Genomic DNA, 18,873 nt, shown 5'->3' with positions numbered 1-18,873 from the left:
GAGAAATACCCAGCAAACGACGGAGCGTCATTGTCGAACCGGGGTCGCGTCAGCTCAAGAATACGATCTCGCTGCATGATCCGTCTCCCGATGTCCGTCTTTTCGCAATGGAAGTCCGCTCGCGGGCATAGAGAGCCGAGAGCGCTGCCTTGATGATCAGTGCGACTGGAACTGCGGTGATCACCCCGACTACGCCGAACAGTGTGCCTCCGGCCAGGAGGCAGAAAATGACAACCGCGGGATGGACCCGGCCAGCCGCGCCAAGCACGGCGGGCCCGAACAGCTGATCGATCGAAAGCCGCAGTGCAGTGAGATAAACTGCGTATCCGATGATCGCTCCAAGTCCTGAATTGTACTGAATTGCCACGAGGCCGGCAGGCGCTGCCGCGATCGTCGGGCCGAGGATCGGCACCGCCTCAAGGAATCCGGTGATCAGGGCGAGGAACACAGCGTGCGGAACTCCGAGCAGGAGCCCCAATCCTGCGTAGGCGAACGCGGCGGCGAAACACACGACCGCGACGACGCCGATGAAGTAACGCCTCAGCACCGGATCGACCTGCAACAGAATATGGTCTTCGATCAACGGCCGTTCGCCTGGTGGGATGAGCCACAGTGGCCTCCGAACGATCGATGGACCGCTAACCATGAAGAAGAACAACAGAACCAGCGCTAGCAGGAAGCCGAACCCGGCTACAAAGGCGCTTCCCGCAATAGCCGAAAGCACTCGCGCATTGTCGATCCAGTCGCGGACGGCCTGGACCGACTGCGGCTGCGAGTTTGCGTGAATCCATTGGCTGGCCAAGCACATTGACCGTGTTGCCGTCGACCAGCGCTTCGGTGAGGTGATTGAGCATTCCCTGAAGGTCGGTGGCCGTGTGTGTCATCTCGCGAGCCAGGAGCGGAATTCCCAACCAGCCAATGACGGCGCCAAATGCCAGAATAACTAGGAATGCGGCGATCGAAACAGGCAGGCGGGGCAGGTGAGCCCTGGCGCTTACCCAGCCAATCGCGGGCGCGCAGATGTAGCTGACGACCGCGGCAACGACAAAGGGTATCAGGGCCAGTTGCAATTCGTAGACTGCAAGTGCCGTCGCGCTGATAATGAAAAGGATCATTCCAGTCGAGATCCGGCTGACATGCTCGTGGTCAGCTTCCGGCCGCGTGCGGAGGGCTCGCTGATTCACGGATAGCTCCGGCCCTTCCAGATGATGTTGCCGCGCCAGTGACGACGAAGGCTCTCGAGGGCAAGACACCCCCCGACCGCGTATCCGAGTGGAAAGATCAGGCCATACCAGAACGGAGCACGAAAATATAATGCGCCGGCAATATGCAGGCCTGTCGCGGCTGCTGTTCCAGCGAGGGCCGGGGCCAGCGCTACGCAATCCGCCGCATGTCCACTGGCGCAGCCAACGCCGTCGATGGTCGGAAGCAGGAGGCCAGCCGGCGGCAGCAGGAGCACGAGCAATGCAGTGACGAACGCAGCAGCGCGCCCGCCCAGCATTTCGACCGCATTCTTCGAAAAGCCCATCCAGAGGCTTTTCCAGCCCGTATACATTCGGGCGGCCAAGAGGAGTTTTCCGTCCTCTAACAGAACGCGGCCGCCGGCTCTCTTGATCAGCCGAGCCAATTCGAGATCTTCGCAAACGGCATCGTGGACGGCGGCGTGGCCTCCGACAAATTCGTAGGCGTGTCGCTGCACCAGCATGAATTGCCCGTTAGCAGTAACGTGGTTGCTGTGCGGCGACTGAACGGTTTCAAGATCCTGGCGGAACGCCATCAGGAACAACCCGCATGGTATGATGAGACGTTCAGAGAAGCTACCTAGCCGCTGACGTGGCGCCAGCGACAAGAGAGCCAACTGCTGCGAGCGAGCCGCCGTCACCGCGCTGCCGATCAGCTCCGGCCCGGCCTGAACATCCGCGTCCATGAAACAAACCCACTCATCATCGAGACGCGACATTCGTGCGCCGATCCAGCAGGCGTGCGGCTTTCCGCACCAGCGCGGCGGCAACGGCGGACACCTGATGGTCTTGAGGCTCCGGGATCTGCCGGCAAAGGAACAGCCCACGGCGAACGTATCGTCCGTGGAATTGTCGTCGACGACGATAATGTTGAGCCGATCTTGCCGGTAGTTCTGATGCAGCAAGCTGTGGAGACAGCGTGGAAGGTTATGACCCTCGTTTCGGGCCGGAACGATAGCCGATACGCTCGGTGGATCGTGAATGGGGACCGATACAGGGTACAGCACAGGCAGCAGACCGCGTTGGCCATGGGCGCGGAGAATCAACCAAAGCACGAGTATCATCCAACCGAAGGATAGGGCGAGTTCCATTGCTCACCGGCGGATATCCTCCGCGTCAATTGGGAGCAGACGAATAGGTTCCTGTTCGGCCTGTGCTCTCGCCCGGAAGGTCCGTGGGTTGTCCAAGGCCGTCGCACACATGGAGCTTTTTGACTGTAACGAAGGCGATGACGGTGATCGGCGCAGCGAAGATGATACCGATCATGCCGAATGTCTCGGTGACCGCGACGATGGTCAGAAGTAGGACAGCGGGCGGCAGGAATAACGACCTATGCTGGACCATCGGGACGATCAGATTGCCTTCGAGTTGATGGATGATGATGTACACGACGATGGTTCAAAGTGCGGGATAGAGTCCGCTGGACACGTACTGCCAGATAGACGCCTGCGGCAACGGCAAGGATCGTTGCCTCCAGTAGACGCGCGCTGACCGTTACGATGCTTCCGAGGAAACCGGTGAGAGAAAGGCCACCGCCTTTGAGATGGCCGCGCGCAAGAAAGCATCGAAACAACCAAGTTTGCGATAAAGTTAAATCCAAAAGATCACAGCATTTTGCCGCGCGGTAGACGGCCATCGGCGTGTGGTGGCCAAGCGCCTAGCGACGGCGATGCTCGTTTTAGTGATCTAACAGGCATATTGTCCTTGGCCTCGCGTCCGTCAGTCTCCCTTCAGGGTAAGCGTGTAGGTACCGTCATCTGTTCGAAGTCGAGTACCGCACGGAAAGATATCTTCGGTCACATAATGCGCAAACTCTCGAAGGCCGATTGAAGTCAAAAGATCTGCTTCTGCGCGTAGCGCTTTGGCGACAAGCCAAACTGACGTCGAAATGCAGCGTGGAAGCACTCTCCGAAGAATAACCGACGGATCGCCCGATGCCCCCTCAGGAGATGAAGCAGTATGAGCTGCGCAAGCTGAACCGAAGCCAGAGCGACACCAACTCGCGCTTCCTTGACCTCTGTTCCCAATCTTTCGATCAGCGCGCGCGCCTGAATCAGACCGGTTCGAAGCCCGCGCGATTCCCGCGGTGGCTATAAGGGACGACAACCGAATCGTTGCGGCGCGCCAAGGGGGCGTATCGTCCTTCTCCTGAAGTTTGCCTTCGAAGAAGAAGGTGAGACGCCGTCTCAATCGGGCCGCGCGGTTCCTGCTTCTTGCTTCAAGACACCTTGTTGTTTGTTGCCACACGCAGCCGCCCTATATCTTGCAATAAATTGGGAGGCGTTCGACCTGGGTGACTGTGGTGGAACATCTATCGCCCGCCTATTTCGCGCTCGTCATGGCGACTGGAGTCGTTTCGATCGGGGCTTGGGATTTCGAGTTCCCAATCCTTGCGGCAGGATTGTTTGCGTTCAATCTCGCCGCCTATGTCGTTGTGGCCTGTCTGACCGCGGTCCGGATGATCCGGTATCCGCGGCTATCTCTTGCCGACATGGCCGATCATCGACTGGGACCCGGCTTCTTCGCAGCGGTCGCCGGGTCTTGCATCCTTGGCGTTCAGTTTCTGCTCACGGTGGGTAGTCTGACGGCTGCGACCGCGTTCTTGGTTATTGGCACCGCGCTGTGGGTCGGCCTGACTTATACGATCTTCGCGGCCATCACGGTGAAGCGCGAGAAGCCCACTTTGGAGAAAGGGTTGACCGGCGCTTGGCTGATCGCAGTCGTCGCTGCGCAGTCGATCGCCGTCCTGGCGGCTTCGATTGCCGGTGAGTGGTCGCAACCGCTTCGGCTGGAGCTGAATTTCTTTGCTCTGTCGATGTGGTTGTGGGGTGGAATGCTCTACATATGGATTATTTCACTCATCTTCTACCGCGAAACCTTCTTTGTCTTCTCCCCGGGCGATCTCACGCCTCCTTACTGGATCAATATGGGCGCGATGGCGATTTCGACCCTGGCCGGCGCAGGGCTGGTGCATAACGCGCCGGATGCACCGTTTCTCGCCTCGCTGCTGCCGTTCATCGAAGGCTTCACCATCTTTTACTGGGCTACGGGCACATGGTGGATTCCAATGTTGCTCGTGCTTGAGGTGTGGCAACACGTGATCCGGCGATTTCCGTTGCGCTATGATCCGCTCTATTGGGGAGCCGTATTCCCATTGGGAATGTACGCAGTCGCGACAAAGCACATGGCGGCGGCGCTCTCACTTCCGTTCCTCGCACCCTTGGCACCAGCGTTCTTCGTGGTGGCGCTGGCTGCCTGGACGGTGGTCTTCATTGGCCTCGCCTGGGAGCTCACGCGCAGGCTTGTACGCCCAGGCGAATAGTCTTCCGACATATCTGCGCAACCGGCGCCAGCCACGTAACACCGGCGTGGCGCCTTGCTGGAGGCGCCGTGCCTTCTCTCGACGTGGATCACGTCAAGCAGTTCGATCAGGTCAACGTCGGTCAGATCAGACAGTCTCTTGTTTTGCCAGGCGACGAACTGGGGCTTGTCGAAGCAACCCTTGATGTCCGCGCGGGTGCTGGCCGGTTTGACGCGCTTCCCGCTCATGCGCTTGATTTGCCGCGAGGCCTGAAATTCGCGGTCGAGGTCGGCCCAGGTCCATCCCTTGGTGCGAGGGCGTCGGCACGACCGCATCGCATAGTCGCGCTCCCCAGCTTTGTCGCGCGCCTGTTTCACGGTGAGAAACTGCTTGTCGCCGGGCTCGCGTTTGGCGTTGCCGATCCGCCTCATCTGTCCTTGGGCCCGGACGAACCAGCCGGCGCGTGGCCCGCGTTGGCGCAGGATCAGGTAGCGTTGCGAGGTGTCGTGGTAGTCGTAGAGCTCGTTCGAATCCTTGGCACGCGCCGCACGTACCAGCGCCTCGGCCACGATGTCGCGGGTGATCTCAACCCGCGCGGACTTGTCGTCGTCCGGCCTCCGTGATTGTGACAGGGCCACCTCCGTGACTCCGCCCGTAGCAATATCGTAGCACGGAGGGGTGGGAAGGGGCGGAAAATCACCCTGCAAGTCCCTGACGGGGCGCGCTTTTCCCTGATGTTTCGGGCCGGATCGGCGCAAAATCGCTACCGTAAGGAGTCATCCCGTCAAAGCATGGGAATGATAATCCTGGGGTCGGGGGTTCGAGTCCGTCCCCCGCTACCAATCCTGCGAGGTCCGTTCCGGACACATGGGTTACGTTTCATTCCGAGGACATAGGTAACAGTTTTGGTCCGAAGGGATTTGCAAGGGGTTCGAGCCTGCAAGTCTCGTCGTCGAAGTAGCCGAGATCATATTCCATGAAGCTGACGAGCCAAATGCGGTCGTCGGTTTGCTTGATGCCGACGGTCTGGCCGGCGAAGACCTGACTGAGATTGATCTTCTGGTTATTGAAGCAGATGCGGCCGCAAGTGGTGACGGTGGCGGCCTTATCGTGAAGCGGATAGTCGAGGTCGGGCAAGCCGCGATATGGCCGGGACGAGGGCTGATAGCGCTCGGCTGGACACTGCATGTTGAGTGCCTGGTGTGGCCGCTCGTTGTTGTAGCCGTCGATGAAGTCATCGAACCTGGCCTGCTGCTGCAGGAAGTTTTGCGCGGCCGGCTTGGTGGCCTCCAGCTTCAAGGTCAGATGCATGCGCTCATGGCGGCCGTTCTGCTGCGGGTTGCCGGGCTTGATCCGCTTGATTTCGATACCGAGCCTGAGCCACCAGACCGACAGCCTGCTTAAACCGAACAAAGCATTGGGACTGGCAAACGGAACGCCGTTGTCGGTGCGGATGGCTCGCGGCAGGCCGAACTCCTTGAAGACGCTCTCGACCACCGGGAAAGCATAGACTTCCTTGGTGGTAGAGAGGGCTTCGCAGGCAATGAGATAGCGGCTGGCGAAGTCGGTGATGGTCAAGGGATAGCAGTATCGCCGGTCGGCAAGCATGAACTCGCCTTTGTAATCGGCGCACCACAGCTCGTTCGGCTGGGCCGGCCAAGAGAGTGCTGTGCCCTCAGCCCTGTTGCGTCGTCGGGTTCGGCGCTTGACCAGGCCATGGCGATCGAGCACCGCATGCACCGTGCTGATCGCGGGCGTGTGGACATCCGGATAGAGCCGGGCCAGTCGCTCCCTGATCTTTGGGGCGCCCCAGCTCGGCTTGTCCTGCTTCAGGCGTACGATCAGCGTTTCGATCTGGTCCGGAAGCTGATTGGCGTGGCGGTATGGCCGGCGTGAGCGATCGGTGAGGCCGTCGAGCCCGGTCTTGTTGTAGCGCGTGAGGATCTTGTAGCCGGTCTTGCGGGAGATGCCGAACTCGCGGCAAAGCCCCGCCATCTGCTCGCCATCCAAAAGTCTGGCAATGAACTTCAGTCGTTCGTCCATGGGCTTACACACCTTCCAGGGCATCTTGCGCTCCCCGCAAAAGGCCCGATTGTGTAACCCATGTCTCCGGAATGAACTGTCACCCCTCTCTCAGGAAGGGCACGATTTTGCACGCTAATCTACGATTTTCCACGCTCTGTTCGATTTCCCGTGCGGCACGGCCGACGTAAGGAGCCTTCTGTTCAGAGCTGCATATGTGAGATCGGACCTTCGATCGACACGTCCTTCAGTCCGCGGTTGGCGAGGGTGCGGAAATCGGAAACGTCATTGAGCGACACGGCCGGACCGATCCCGCTGGGCAATTTGACGTGCAGGAGGTCAGCGCTGCTCACGTCACCGAGCCAAAACGATGGGCGCGCGTCGACGGTGGCGGCTCGAAGCTCGACATTGCTGAATTCGAGATTGCGCGCGTGGCGTATGTAGAAGTGCTGCGCCGGCAGGGGGCCAAACAGAGCAGGCTCGGGATAGTCGTTCGGCCGCTCGACCGGTTGGCGCTCCGCCATCTCAGCCGTACCGCCACCCTTGTGCAGAAAGTAACAGCCGCTGATCTTGACGTCCTCGACCGCATGTCCCGGAACACCGCTGATGATCGATGGCATATCGTTTAGGGGCGCATTGCAGGTGACATTGCTGATCAGCACGCGCTTGAGTGTGCCAACTGGAATGCCAGTGGGGCCGCGCAGGCGTGATCCTAGACGCAAGAATAGCGGCGCGTTGCGGATGTCGCGCATGGTGACCCCTGTCACGGTGATGTCCTCCATGATTCCGCCATCGACTGTCTCGAGCGCAAGGCCGCGGCAGCTTTCAAAGACACAGTTTGCAATGGCAATGTTCCTAAATCCACCGTTCGATTCCGTGCCGAACTTGATGCGACCAGTGCGTTGCCAAGCGTGGTTCTCGTAAGTGTCGGGAAAAGGCTTGAAGCTGCCGTCGATCAGCGAGCCGACCTGGTAGCCGCCCGTGACGTAGCAATTGGCTATCGTGACGTTCTCGGTCGGGCGCGCATAGCCGAGAGCAAACGAGCTCTTCGGGCAGATTGCGTCGTCCCACGGCGAATTTACGCTACAGTTCGATATGCGCACGTTACGGCAGCAATCGATGTTGATTCCATCGCGATTGGTGTCAATCTTCAGATTGTCGATCGTCAGATTATCGACGCCCGTCGCCAGAACGGCGAAGTGTCCGCAAGCGAGCATCGACAGGTCGCGGAAGATGATGTTGTGACAGTTCTTCAAGGCTATCGCTTTGTTGCCCACGCCGGGTGCCTCGGCAATCGGCAGTTCGGGATCATCATGTCCGCGGGCAAGTCCACGTCCCCAGATCAAGCCGGACCCGAAGATTGCGACATCATGGATGTTTTCGCCCCAGATCAGGCTGTTGTGCCAATGATTGTGTCCGAAGTCCTGGAACGCCTCCCAGGGCTCGTTCGATTCTGCTGGATCGTAGCCTGAAGTTGTTCCCTCGCGCGGGGTGTCCGCGGCGATGATCACGCAGCCCTGATCAAGGTAAAGCGCAACTGCGCTTTTCAGGCGAAGCGAGTAGCAGGCATAGCGACCGGCGGGAAAATAAACCGTGCCGCCCATGCTGCCCGCTGCCTCGATGGTCCGATTGATCGCCAGCGAATCGATGGCTTTGCCGTCGCCCACAGCACCGAAGCTACGCACGTCGAAGACTGTACCCGCGCCGGAAGTCGAAGCAGCCGCTGCGCGTGCAGCATGCAGGGCCATCTCGCAGCCGACGGTCGCGGCGGCTTTGCCGGCCAGCGTGAGAAATTCTCTGCGGAGCCGATCCATGTCATGTGTGGCCGAGACGGGAGTCGGTGGCACGCCCGCCCTGCCTGAACTGCGGTGGCACTAACCAACCCTCCTGGCAACACCTGCGCTCAGCCTGCTGCTTCCTTGGTCGCAGTTTCGAAGGTCTTTGCGTTGAAGGCCGGCATACTCTGGATCCTCCCCAAACCCTGGGTGGAGTACCAGACGGAGAACGCGAGCATCGCTTCTGGATTCGGGGCATCGACGATGTCGACGAAATCGTAGTAGCCCTGCGTGTAGTGGATCGCCTCGATCTTGATACCCAGTTTGTCGAGCTTTGCTCTCGCTTTGCCGATCCGCTCCGATTGCTTGCCCGCCCACTCCGAGTTCAGATTTCCGAGCAGCACATATTTCATGGCCACCTCCACGTCATGTTGATCAATTTGCGCGAAGGACCCAGCAATATACGCCGTTTGACGAGCCGCGCCTATGCCGTTCCGCGTAATGGAACAACGGCCGAATCACGATTGAGAGAGGTAGCGTGGCAGCTCGCGCTCGAACTCCGAAAAGTAACGGGAGATCACCGTGATGTCGAAACGTCGCAAGATCGACTCCTTCGGCTCACGATCAAGCAGAAATTGGAACGCCGCCTCGATGCAACGCTCCGGCGTGTACGAGCCCTTCGTCAGCCGTTCGCAAGTGGTTCTTGCCATCGTGACGCGATAGCGTGTCTCGCCGCTTCCCACGCCCACGCGGACGATGACCTCGAATTCGAGTGGATCGCCTTCGCTGGTTGGCCTGACCTCGATCACGGGCGGCCTCTGTCGTTATCGCTGTCGGTTCATCTCGGCTCCCTATTGTGGCCGGGGCCACGGCATGGCGCAACCGGCAGCACCACTCGGGCGGGGCAGTCAAGCGACGAGCTTTGGAAGCTGTCAGTGCAACCGTGCGGTATGCGTTACCATCATCGCAATCGCGAGGTGCGGCGCTTCCGCGCCAGATGCGGCGGCTTAGCCCTTTGTCGCAGAAACTCCTGCTGCCGATTCCCGTTAATTGATGGTCCATCGGGCGCAGGGGAGCGCCGGAGGGCGGTCGAACAAAACGTGTACAAAGGTGCTAAGGAGCTAAGAAAATAAGAGTTCGATCCCGTCCAAGATGTTTCGGGCAAAGGGAGAGAAACCATGACCAAGCGGTGGAATAGCCCAGCGCTTCTAGCGGTGTCCGTCGCCGCTGCTGCGCTGTGTATGCTCGGAGCGAGCGCAAACCTGTCTGCGGCGGAAACGCCGAATGAACCAACTTCTGGCGTCAAGCCGTCGCCTATACAATTCCCGGTAAAATACGGGGCGCTGACCTTTCCCGAAAAATTCCCGGCTGGCACGACGCTGTCGATCACGCAATGGAGCCATTTCGTTCCACGCTACGACAAATGGTTCGACGCCTATGCTCAACAATGGGGAGCCGCACACAACGTCAACGTCACCGTGCAGCACATCAGTTACGCCGACCTGAACTCGACACTCGCGGCCGCGATTGCCGCCAACAAGGGGCCAACGCTGATGCAGATGAACGCGACGCCAGCCGCCTTCATCCAGGGTCTGCAGCCCCTGAATGATGTCAATGACGCCGCCAAGGCGGCGTATGGTAAGGGCGTCGCCCCGTGCACCCACCAGGCCTATCTCCCGGTCAAACAGGAATGGTACGCCTATTGCGTGGGCTGGGTCGTCGATCCCGGCGATTATCGCATCTCGCTGTGGAAGGATGCCGGCTATCCACAGGGACCGGTCACGTATGACGATCTCTTCAAGGGCGGCGAGAAAATCTACCAGAAGACGGGAATTCCGGTTGGCGTCGGCATGTCGCCTGAGATCGATTCGGAGTTCTATGCGCGTTCGCTGATCTGGTCGTTCGGCGGCACCGTGCAGGACGCTTGCGGCAACGTGACGCTCGATTCGCCGCACGTGCTCGATGCGGTGAAGTATCAGGCCAAGCTCTTCCACGCTGCCGAAACCCCGGAGGTGTTTTCCTGGAACGCGGCTTCGAACAATCAGGCGTTCGTGTCCGGTCGAGCCTCCTACATCCAGAACTCGATCTCCTTCTATCGGACGGCGCAGGAATCCAACCCGAAGAACGCGACCGACACAGGCTTCAGGCCGGGGCTGAAAGGTCCGACCGGCGACGTGCACCAAACCGCGCATGTCTGGTTCATCTACGTCCTTCCGAAATACGTGACTGACAAGAACCAGATTCTGGCGGCGAAGAAGTTCATGCTCGATCTCACTGCCAACTACAGCAGCGATACCTACTACAGCAAACTCTATGACTTCCCTGCCTATCCGTCGACGGTATCGCAGCTCGAGCAGAAGGGCGGCTGGATCGATCACGATCCGTGGGGCTCGGACCCACCCGACAAGCTTTCGGTGCTGAGAGGAGCGCTCGCCTGGACCGCATGGCTCGGCTATCCCGGCTACGCCAATCCAGCCACCAGTGAGGTCTACAACACGTTCCTGGTGTCGACGATGATGGCGCAGGCGGCGCGCGGCGAGAAAACGCCGGAGCAGGCCGTCAAGGATACCGCGGCCCAGATGCAGCAGATCGTCGAAAAATGGAAACGGCTTGGCTACGTCGGGTGCGGCCGCGAAGCCAGCAAGGACTAGCGAGGATCAGCGCCGTGGCCGTGTTGGAAGTCAGAGGGCTTACGAAACACTTCGGTGATTTCAAGGCCCTCAAGGGTATCGACCTGACGACGCGGGAGGGAGAGTTCCTTACCATCGTCGGTCCATCCGGCTGCGGCAAGACGACGTTGATGCGATCGATCGCGGGCCTTGAGAAGCCGACCGCCGGCGATGTCTTTCTCAATGGCCGGCCCATTACACAGCTGCCCCCGCGGGCGCGAAACATCGCGATGGTCTTTCAGAGTTATGCGCTCTATCCGCACATGTCGGCGGCCGACAATATAGCCTTTCCCCTCAAGGCGCGCGGAGTGGCGAGGGCGGAGCAAGAGCGCCTAGTTCGCTGGGCGGCGGGAATACTTGGCATAGAAACCTTGCTGCACCGCCGCCCGGCGCGACTTTCGGGCGGCGAAAAACAGAAGGTGGCGCTGGCGCGCGCAATCGTACGCAAACCCTCTCTCTTTATCTTCGACGAGCCGCTAAGTTCGCTCGACGCGCAGGTGCGGGCGCTGGCGCGCGCCGAGCTTCGCCAGCTGCACGACCGCACCGGTGTCACCACCGTCTACGTCACTCACGATCAGGTCGAGGCCGTTGGCCTTGGCGATCGTGTCGCGGTGATGCAGGCTGGCGCGCTACGCCAGATCGGCTCGCCCCAAGAGCTTTACGCGGAACCAGCAAACACGTTCGTCGCCGGGTTCATCGGTACGCCGCCGATGAACCTGCTGGAGCACGGCGCTGCAATCGTCGGCTTTCGCCCGGAGCACCTCACGCCGCGAGCGGCTGTGCCGGAATCCGAGGATGTTGCCACGTTCCAGGTGCATGTCGCGCGGATCGAGTTTCTCGGCTCCGAATGGCTCGCTTACGGCAGCGCGGATGGCGAATTCAAGAACGCCAAGGTGCTGTGCAAGCTGCGGCAGGAAACGATCGGCAAAGTGAAGGTAGGCGAGGTGCAGGAATTCGTGGTGTCGCGCTCACTGCTACGGTTTTTCGACATTCAAACCGGCATGCGCACGGCTGCCGCGCCAATTTGAAGCGCAGTTTTGCGACGTGGAAGGGCGCTGCGTCGCGACGTGCCAAGCGGTCCGCAGGGAGGAAGTGACCGTGGGAAACAAGGAAGGCTTCAGCGGACGCGGAGCAGGCGGATACAGGAAGCCGCCGCAACGGGAGGCACGTATCGGAATAGCCGATCGTGACGGTGTCGTCGGCGCGATCATGCTGGCGCCCGCCGTTATCTATGTGATCGCACTTGTCGCGGTGCCGTTTTTCCTTGCCATTGCTTTGAGCCTCAGTGAGGCGACCGTCGGCAATCCCGCTATTCAACAGTTTGTGGGCCTCGATAATTTCATCAGCGTCGTCCACGACGCCGCGTTCATGTTCGCTTTGCGTAACAGCATCATCATCACCGTGGCGACACTGGTGCTTCTCACGATCCTGACGATCCTCCAGGTGGAGTTGCTCGCCCGCGACTTTCCCGGCAAGCGGCTTGCGCAAATCCTGCTCATCCTGCCCTGGGCCATGCCGGTCGCGCTTGCCGCCGTCGGCTGGCTCTGGCTCCTTGATTCGGAGTTCAGCCCGATCGACTGGATCCTTCGCGCGGTCGGCCTGCTCGGCCCCGGCACCGTGCTCGGTCCGGCCAACAATCTCTTCTATCTCGGGCGCGAATGGCTTGGTATTGGCGCGGTCGTGATCATCAATGTCTGGCGCACGCTGCCGCTGTCCACGATCATCGTGCTGGCGGGCCGCACAGCCATTCCGAACGAATTGTTCGAGCAGGCCGAGCTGGACGGTGCCGGCTATTTCCGTATCTTGTTTCAGATCACCTTGCCGGCGCTGGCGATCCTGCTCACAGTCGCCATCCTGTTCACGGTTCTCGTGATCTTCGGTGACATGACCGTGGTGGCGCTAACCACCAGGGGCGGACCCGGATATACGACCGAAATTCTCCCTTACTGGGCCTATCTTAAAGGCATCCAAGGTGGAGCGTTGAGCCAGGGCGCCGCAATCGCGCTGTTTCTGTTCCCGGTGCTGCTCGCCGTCTCCATCCTGGCCTTGCGCATGGCCTATCGCAGGCAGGAGTAGCAACCGATGCGCACGGGACAAACGCTTCGCATGGTCGGCTTCTACGCTGCGCTGCTGTTGTCCTGCGCCTTCGCAATCTTTCCGGCGGCGTGGATGCTGATCACCGCCTTCAAGCGCAACGCCGATCTGTACGATCCGGCCAACAATCCGTTTCTGTTCAATCTTCCCCCGACGCTCAGCCACATCGGCTTCCTGTTCACCGAGACGAATTATCCGGTCTTTCTCTGGAATTCACTGTTCATCGGTGTCGTCGTCGTTGCCATCACGCTGGTGCTCGCGGTGCCTGCGGCCTACAGCCTGGCGCGGCTGATGGGGCATTGGGGCGAGCATTCGAGCATTGCGATCTTTCTCGTTTATCTCATTCCCCCTACGCTGCTCTTCATCCCGCTTTACGAGGTCGTGACCTTGCTCGGCCTCGCCAACACGGTGTGGTCGTTGATTCTGGTCTATCCGACGATTACGGTTCCGTTCTGCACTTGGCTCCTGCTCAGCTTCTTCCGTTCGATTCCGCGCGAGATCGAGGAGGCGGCCTTGACCGACGGCTGGAGCCGCGTCGGCGTCTTCTTCCGCGTGGCGCTGCCGCTGGCCGTCCCTGGCATCACGACCTGCATCGTCTTCGCTTTCGCGCTGTCGCTGAGCGACTACATCTATGCGGCCGTGTTCGTCAGTTCGACCGCGAGTCGCACCGTGAGCGCCGGGGTGCCGACCGAATTGATCCGCGGCGATATCTATTACTGGCAGGCACTGATGGCGGCGACAGCCATTGTCGGGCTTCCGCTCGCTGTCGTCTATGGCCTGTTGTTCGACTGGCTGGTCAAGGGCTTTCAGGTCGAGCTGCCGCGTTCACCACGGGCGTAAGGGTTGTTCGACCAACGCGTGTATGAAACCGACTTGGAATTTCCCGTTCGACCAATTGCAAGAACCGGCTGTTGCGAGCCCGGGATCTGAACCTACTCGATAGAAATCCACTCGGTGGATTCGAGGCGTAGTTGGATCGCGCACAAAAAGGCAACCGACAGGTTCTTCCCATGATCAATCGCTCAACCAGGATTCTCGCCGACGGGACGCACGATTTCCTCCATTCGCCGTCGTTGATCTTCGAGTAGCGCGCCGGGCAGCCACGTGACGACCGCTTCGGGTCAAGAGCGCCGCTTTGGCCATGCGGGTCTTCCCCGTTGGCCGACGTCGAGGCAAGTGTCGGTCACGGTCGGAAAGATTGGGAACAGCGAGTCACGAATGTGTGGGCTATAGAGGTGTATGGGGGTGGAGCAGCACGCGAATTTTCTGGCCCGCTCGGCGGTTCAGGGCGCAAGGACAAGGTCGTCAACCTCGTCCTCACGCTATCGCCTACAATCTCGTCCTCGCCTAGCTGACGCTTCGACCTTCAGGCCGACTCTTCGTCGGCTCGCCAGCGCTCAAATGGGTTTTCTTGACGGACGACTCCTAGGATTTGGCTGCCGATATTTGCCGGCCTCACGGCTTCAACGCGCCCACCGCACTCGTGTAGACCGCATAGAGCGACGTCGAGCCGCAGATGTAGAGCCGATTTCGCTGCTGACCGCCGAAGCACAGATTGGCGACGGTCTCAGGTATGTGGATCTTGCCGAGCAGATCGCCGCCCGGCGTGTAGCAGCGCACCCCGTCCTCGTTCGGATCCCCCCAGCCTGACGAGCACCAGACGTTGCCGGCGGTATCAAGGCGCATGCCATCCGTAATGCCAGGCTTGGGTATCTCCACAAAGACTTTGCCGTTCGACACCTTTCCGGTGGCAACGTCCACGTCGAACACGCGAATATGGCACGGGTTGCTCGGACTATCCGTGAATCCGGTATCGATCACATAGAGCTTCTTCTCGTCGGGTGACAATGCAATCCCATTGGGCTCGACGAAGTCATCCACCACGACCTTGATGTCGCCGGACTTCGGGTCGACACGAAAGACATTATGCTTCGCTTGCTCTGGCTCGGCCTTGATGCCCTCGTAATAGCCGCCGATCCCGTAGACCGGATCGGTGAACCAGATTGAACCGTCGGATGCGACAGCCGCGTCGTTCGGTGAGTTCAGCTTCTTGCCGTTGTATTTGTCGGCGATGATCGTGATCGAGCCGTCGAGCTCGGTCCGGGTCACGCGCCGCCCGCTATGTTCGCACGTGATCAAGCGTCCTTCCCGATCGATGGTGTTGCCGTTCGAGTTCATCGAGGGCTGGCGGTAGACGCTCAAGTGGCCGTCATCCTCGCAGAATCGCATGATGCGGTTGTTGGGAATATCGCTGAACAGCACGTAGCGGCCGGCCGGGAAATAGACAGGCCCCTCGGCCCAGCGCATTCCGGTTGCAACGCGCTCGACCGCTGCAGTACCGGCAAAGCCTGGGAAGCCGGCGGCACCGAACGAGATCTGCGGCTTTTTGGCATTCTCGACGTGGGGATCGGGATAGCGGCTTCCGGGCAATGGCCCCAACGGCAGCCGACCGGTCAGCCTGGTCGGCGCGCCAGTCTCTCCGAGCGGCGCCGCCATCTCAGCGGCGGAAGCTTTGGTTGCCGCGGTCGCAGCAAGCGCGGCCGCCGCGCCCTTCAGCAAGGTGCGGCGCGCGAGACCGCTGGCCTTGTTGTCATGGTCACGAAACGTAAGTGGAGTTGTCATGATTTCCTCCGCATGTTTGTGGTGGAAGGGAGATGATCTGACTGCAATCAGGCATCAGGCCGGCGAGTTCGATGGAGCAACTTCAGGTAGACCGCCTTTCATTCGCTTCGCTGGAATCCTCGCTGCCGCTGCCAAGCCGACGTCAGCCCGAAAGGATCGCCTTAAGCGATATCCCGCGTCGATCAGTTCGTTGAAGTACGCACGACGCGCCGGACGCCACACTGATCGCCGACGCGACTGACATTCTATCGGCAAAAATCGAGAGATGTTCAGCTGCCATCCACACGTCTCGATGCGAACGCGATAGCTAGAGCGTGTCCCATGCCGACAGAGCGAACGCGCTCTGCAAATCGCTCAGCGAATGCTTTTTTCGGTGATACCGTATGGGTATCTTAGTGCATTTTGCGCAACACCGGTATCCTCCTTCCGGCATAGTTGCGATCGTCCATTGACCTCGCTCAGAGCTCGCACGAGGCATCAGACTGGCAGGAACGCCGCTACCAGCGAATCCTCACCAACGCAATTATTTGATCTATGGGAAGGCCACGCTAGGACGTCGCTCTATTCGAAGCGTCGTACGTAGGTGCCGCGTTGTAAAAAGGCAGTGGCTTCGGGAAGAGCGCGACCTTGCGTATGCTCGCACTGTTGCTCCAGCGTCTGGCACATCAAGACTTTCCGGCGAATACTATTTGGCTTGCTCGGCCAGACGGTCAGCAATGCTGACAGTCTGGCAGTCATACCTCATCGACTTCACGATTGGCAGTCGATTCAATCCATCGTACGCTATCTGAGCGACGCGGTGCGCACCAGCAGCTGCGAAAGTAGTGAAACGGTCGTGCTGGCCCGTGTGTGATCGTGAGGAGCCGATACGCCTACTCGACCGTGGGCGCTGCTCGCGTCCAGCATCCAACATGATGGAAAAGCGGAGGAGTTCCCATGAAAAGGCAATGGGGATATTACTCTTTACCTGTCGTCGTGGCCATAAGCGCGACGCTTGCCGCACGACCAGCGTTAGCTCAATCGGTCGATACCGCTCGAATCGAGGCTGGCGGTCAGAACGACTGGCTGACTTATCACGGCTCCTACAAATCCTATCACTACAGTCCGCTTTCCCAGATCAACTCCAGCAATGTCGGCAACTTGAGCGTCGCCTGGATCCATATTCCGGGACGATCCACCCGCGGGTTACAGTCAATGCCGCTGGTGGCCGACGGCGTGCTCTACTACACGGGCTCCTATAGTCGTGTCTTTGCACTGAATGGCGCCACCGGCGAGGTGATCTGGTCCTATTTCCCGGAATTGGACGAAGCGTTGATCGCTCGGCAGACCCACTCCCCCTACAATCGTGGCGTCGCGATCGGTGAAGGCAAGGTCTATGTCGGCACGGTAGATGGTCGTCTCATCGCCCTGAACATGAAGACCGGAAAGGTCGAGTGGGAGAACAAATTGCTCGACTCCGAGAAGCTGACCGTCGGCTTCACCGGTGCGCCGCTTTATGCCAAAGGCACGGTGATCATCGGCGCGCAGGGTGGCGAATGGCCGGGCCGCGGCCCGATCTTTGCTGTCGACGCCGCCACCGGCAAAAAGAAATGGGAGTTTCTGACGGTTGCTGGCACCGACGAAGCCATGAAGACATGGGGAAATGAGTCCTGGCGCACCGGCGGGGGTGGCGGCTGGATGCCGGGCACCTACGATTCCGAGACCAACACCGTCTGGTGGGGCACCGCCAACCCGGCGCCGCTCTACGACTGGTCGGGCAACGATTATAAGACGCAAGGTGCTCGCCCGGGCGACAACCTTTATACGAGCTCGGTGATCGGTCTCGATATCGATACTGGCAAGCTGAAATTCTATCATCAGGAGCTGCCGCACGATGCTTGGGACTTCGATAGCGCCGTCGGAGAGTTCGTGATGCTCGAACGCGACGGCCAGAAGCTCGTCGTGCACCCCAACAAGAGCGGCTACGTCTTTGTCTATGACCGCAACGCCGGCCTGAAGAACGTCTGGCGGCTCGTCGAGAACAGTAATTTCGTCAAGAACATCGATCCCAAGACCGGCGAACTGATTGGCCGCCGCGACTTCACGGCGGGGAAAGTCGACCCGCCGCTGTGCCCATACATTGGTGGCGGCTTCAGCTGGAACTCAGGCTCCTACAATCCCAAGACGGGCCTCTACTACAAGCTTGGCCAGGAATGGTGCATGAACCTCACGGTCATGAAGACGACGCCGGTGACCGTCCCACAGGCGCAGCTGAACATCGGCGCCGACTTCAAGTTGGCGCCTACTCCTAGCGGCGACATTTATGGTCACCTGGATGCGCGCGATCCTGTGACGGGGGCTAAGAAGTGGGAAGTTCGCTACCCCGAGCCGCCGCTCGGCAGCGTCCTGTCAACCGCGGGAAATCTCGTGTTCGTGCCTGACTCGCGCGGTATCCTTCATGCCTACGATGCCGAGACGGGAACCGAGCTGTGGAACCACTCCGACGGCACGGGTCATCAGGGCGGAATCATCAGCTACGACGTAGGCGGCAAGCAATATATCGCCGTCACCGCGGGATTCGGCGGCATGCTGTCGGATGACTACGCACCGACCTTCGGCGGCGTTTACAAGAGTATGCCGCGCGACGACGGCGCCCTGATCGTCTACAGCTTGAAATAGGCTGGTGGCACGATTTGTCGGGGAGCGGGCGCAAGCTCGCTCCCAGTGCGTTGAAGCGGCAGGAGCGACTTCACGACAAGGGAGCCGGACGTCATGAATTTGAAGTGGCAAATCGTGGCGCTGTTGCCGGTGATGGCGGCGGCCTATTTGGCAGACGCGATGCCGGCTCTGGCGCAGCAACAGCCCCAAGCGCAGCAGCCTGGCGGCGCTGCCGGGGGAAATGAGAATGTCAATGGCGAAGTGTTGTTCGCATCGACCTGCGGCTTTTGTCACTCTGACGGGGGCCGCCAGGCCGGCAAGGGGCCGCAGCTCATGAACGACTCCCACGATGACGACTTTCTTCGCAACCGTATCAAGAACGGCAAGGCGGGCGCGATGCCCGCGTTCGGAGCAACCTTCAGCGATGCGCAAATCGATGAGATCATCAAGTACATCCGGGGTCTCAAGCCTCACGAGGGTTGAGGCCGGCCGAGATTCGAGCCATCCGCACG

17 protein-coding genes are annotated in these 18,873 nt (G+C 60.0%); 8 read left to right on the top strand and 9 right to left on the bottom strand.

The window, feature by feature from the left end; translation table 11 throughout:
- Positions 1-49: 49 nt before the first annotated feature.
- The 4 genes from MTX23_RS30765 to MTX23_RS30750 are packed head-to-tail and all read right to left on the bottom strand — an operon-like array spanning position 50 to position 2,630.
- Positions 50-724, bottom strand: coding sequence for an AI-2E family transporter (locus MTX23_RS30765; protein ID WP_280973856.1), 675 nt, complete (start codon positions 722-724; stop codon positions 50-52).
- Entirely contained in the window at positions 639-1,184 is a 546-nt protein-coding gene (locus tag MTX23_RS30760) for a hypothetical protein (protein WP_280973855.1), read from the bottom strand. Before MTX23_RS30760 ends, MTX23_RS30765 begins: the two co-directional genes overlap by 86 nt.
- A complete protein-coding gene (locus MTX23_RS30755) occupies positions 1,181-2,305 on the bottom strand; it encodes a glycosyltransferase (protein ID WP_280978272.1) in 1,125 nt (374 codons plus the stop codon). The genes MTX23_RS30760 and MTX23_RS30755 overlap by 4 nt, the downstream gene beginning before the upstream one ends.
- A gap of 52 nt (positions 2,306-2,357) precedes the next feature.
- Complete coding sequence (locus tag MTX23_RS30750) at positions 2,358-2,630, bottom strand: AI-2E family transporter (RefSeq protein WP_280973854.1); 273 nt, start codon at positions 2,628-2,630, stop codon at positions 2,358-2,360.
- Positions 2,631-3,534: 904 nt separating this feature from the next.
- Here MTX23_RS30750 and MTX23_RS30745 point away from each other — a divergent pair.
- Positions 3,535-4,563 (top strand): tellurite resistance/C4-dicarboxylate transporter family protein, encoded by a 1,029-nt coding sequence (locus MTX23_RS30745; RefSeq protein ID WP_280973852.1) that lies wholly within the window; start codon positions 3,535-3,537, stop codon positions 4,561-4,563.
- Between the two features lie 68 nt (positions 4,564-4,631).
- The gene (locus tag MTX23_RS30740) at positions 4,632-5,165 is read left to right on the top strand and encodes a hypothetical protein (RefSeq protein WP_280973851.1); all 534 of its coding nucleotides are present in this window, start codon (positions 4,632-4,634) and stop codon (positions 5,163-5,165) included.
- Positions 5,166-5,421: 256 nt separating this feature from the next.
- On the opposite strand, the gene MTX23_RS30735 is transcribed toward MTX23_RS30740, so the two are convergent.
- From MTX23_RS30735 to MTX23_RS30720, 4 genes are all read right to left on the bottom strand, one after another.
- Positions 5,422-6,585: an IS481 family transposase gene (locus tag MTX23_RS30735; protein ID WP_280973850.1), complete on the bottom strand. Its 1,164-nt coding sequence runs from the start codon at positions 6,583-6,585 to the stop codon at positions 5,422-5,424.
- Positions 6,586-6,767: 182 nt separating this feature from the next.
- Positions 6,768-8,378: a glycoside hydrolase family 28 protein gene (locus MTX23_RS30730; protein ID WP_280973849.1), complete on the bottom strand. Its 1,611-nt coding sequence runs from the start codon at positions 8,376-8,378 to the stop codon at positions 6,768-6,770.
- A gap of 89 nt (positions 8,379-8,467) precedes the next feature.
- On the bottom strand, positions 8,468-8,752 hold the full coding sequence (locus MTX23_RS30725) for a GYD domain-containing protein (protein WP_280973848.1): 285 nt from the start codon (positions 8,750-8,752) through the stop codon (positions 8,468-8,470).
- 105 nt (positions 8,753-8,857) lie between these two features.
- Positions 8,858-9,148 carry a hypothetical protein gene (locus MTX23_RS30720; RefSeq protein ID WP_280973847.1) on the bottom strand — a complete coding sequence of 97 codons (291 nt, stop codon included), beginning with the start codon at positions 9,146-9,148 and terminating at the stop codon, positions 8,858-8,860.
- A gap of 369 nt (positions 9,149-9,517) precedes the next feature.
- Here MTX23_RS30720 and MTX23_RS30715 point away from each other — a divergent pair, with 369 nt between their 5' ends.
- From MTX23_RS30715 to MTX23_RS30700, 4 genes are all read left to right on the top strand, one after another.
- The gene (locus MTX23_RS30715; protein WP_280973846.1) at positions 9,518-10,990 is read left to right on the top strand and encodes an ABC transporter substrate-binding protein; all 1,473 of its coding nucleotides are present in this window, start codon (positions 9,518-9,520) and stop codon (positions 10,988-10,990) included.
- Between the two features lie 14 nt (positions 10,991-11,004).
- Positions 11,005-12,036: an ABC transporter ATP-binding protein gene (locus tag MTX23_RS30710; protein WP_280973845.1), complete on the top strand. Its 1,032-nt coding sequence runs from the start codon at positions 11,005-11,007 to the stop codon at positions 12,034-12,036.
- Between the two features lie 70 nt (positions 12,037-12,106).
- Positions 12,107-13,084, top strand: coding sequence for a sugar ABC transporter permease (locus MTX23_RS30705; RefSeq protein ID WP_280973844.1), 978 nt, complete (start codon positions 12,107-12,109; stop codon positions 13,082-13,084).
- Between the two features lie 6 nt (positions 13,085-13,090).
- A complete protein-coding gene (locus tag MTX23_RS30700) occupies positions 13,091-13,942 on the top strand; it encodes a carbohydrate ABC transporter permease (RefSeq protein WP_280973843.1) in 852 nt (283 codons plus the stop codon).
- 615 nt (positions 13,943-14,557) lie between these two features.
- Here MTX23_RS30700 and MTX23_RS30695 read toward each other — a convergent pair.
- Complete coding sequence (locus MTX23_RS30695; protein ID WP_280973842.1) at positions 14,558-15,724, bottom strand: SMP-30/gluconolactonase/LRE family protein; 1,167 nt, start codon at positions 15,722-15,724, stop codon at positions 14,558-14,560.
- Between the two features lie 936 nt (positions 15,725-16,660).
- Between MTX23_RS30695 and MTX23_RS30690 the strand changes: the two genes are divergently transcribed.
- Positions 16,661-18,382, top strand: coding sequence for a PQQ-binding-like beta-propeller repeat protein (locus tag MTX23_RS30690; RefSeq protein ID WP_280973841.1), 1,722 nt, complete (start codon positions 16,661-16,663; stop codon positions 18,380-18,382).
- 93 nt (positions 18,383-18,475) lie between these two features.
- Positions 18,476-18,844 carry a cytochrome c gene (locus MTX23_RS30685; protein ID WP_280973840.1) on the top strand — a complete coding sequence of 123 codons (369 nt, stop codon included), beginning with the start codon at positions 18,476-18,478 and terminating at the stop codon, positions 18,842-18,844.
- Positions 18,845-18,873: the final 29 nt, after the last annotated feature.

The sequence above is a fragment of the Bradyrhizobium sp. ISRA436 genome, assembly GCF_029910015.1.
In the GTDB taxonomy this organism is placed as follows: Bacteria; Pseudomonadota; Alphaproteobacteria; order Rhizobiales; family Xanthobacteraceae; genus Bradyrhizobium.
This window is presented reverse-complemented; position numbering and strand designations above follow the sequence as displayed.